Below are 444 nucleotides of genomic sequence, written 5' to 3'. Positions count from 1 at the left end.
CTGGAAATCGGCGCGGAACACGTTGCCCTCGACATCGGTCGCAAGTCGCCGCTGGCACTGCGCCATGTGCGCGCGTTGCGCGCGCTGTTCCGCGAGGTCGACACCGACATCGTGCATGCGCGTTCGCGCCTGCCGGCATGGCTGGGCTGGTGGGCGGTGCGCGGCATGCGTCCGCCGGCCTCGAGGCCACATGTCGTGACCACCGCGCACGGGCTGAATTCGCCCTCGCGCTACAGCGCGATCATGGCGCGCAGCGAACGCGTGATCTGTGTCTCGCGCACGGTTCGCGAGTACCTGCTGGCGCGCTATCCGGCCACCGATCCGGATCGCCTGGTCGTGATTCCGCGCGGCATCGATCCGGAGGCGTTTGCGCGCGTACCGCGGGTCGATCGCGAAGCGCGTGCGCGCATCGCCGACGTCCATCCGCAACTCGCGGGCGACGGC

The 444-nt window shown here is 70.3% G+C and carries 1 protein-coding gene; it reads left to right on the top strand.

What is annotated here, in order from left to right; all coding sequences use genetic code 11:
• On the top strand, positions 1–444 hold a 444-nt coding region (locus I6F37_RS40095), incomplete at both ends, for a glycosyltransferase (RefSeq protein ID WP_225154392.1).

The organism is Bradyrhizobium sp. NBAIM08, from assembly GCF_020193935.1.
In the GTDB taxonomy this organism is placed as follows: Bacteria; Pseudomonadota; Alphaproteobacteria; order Rhizobiales; family Xanthobacteraceae; genus Bradyrhizobium; species Bradyrhizobium yuanmingense.
The sequence above is the reverse complement of the archived record's forward strand: the minus strand, read 5'-3'. Positions and strand labels throughout refer to the sequence as shown.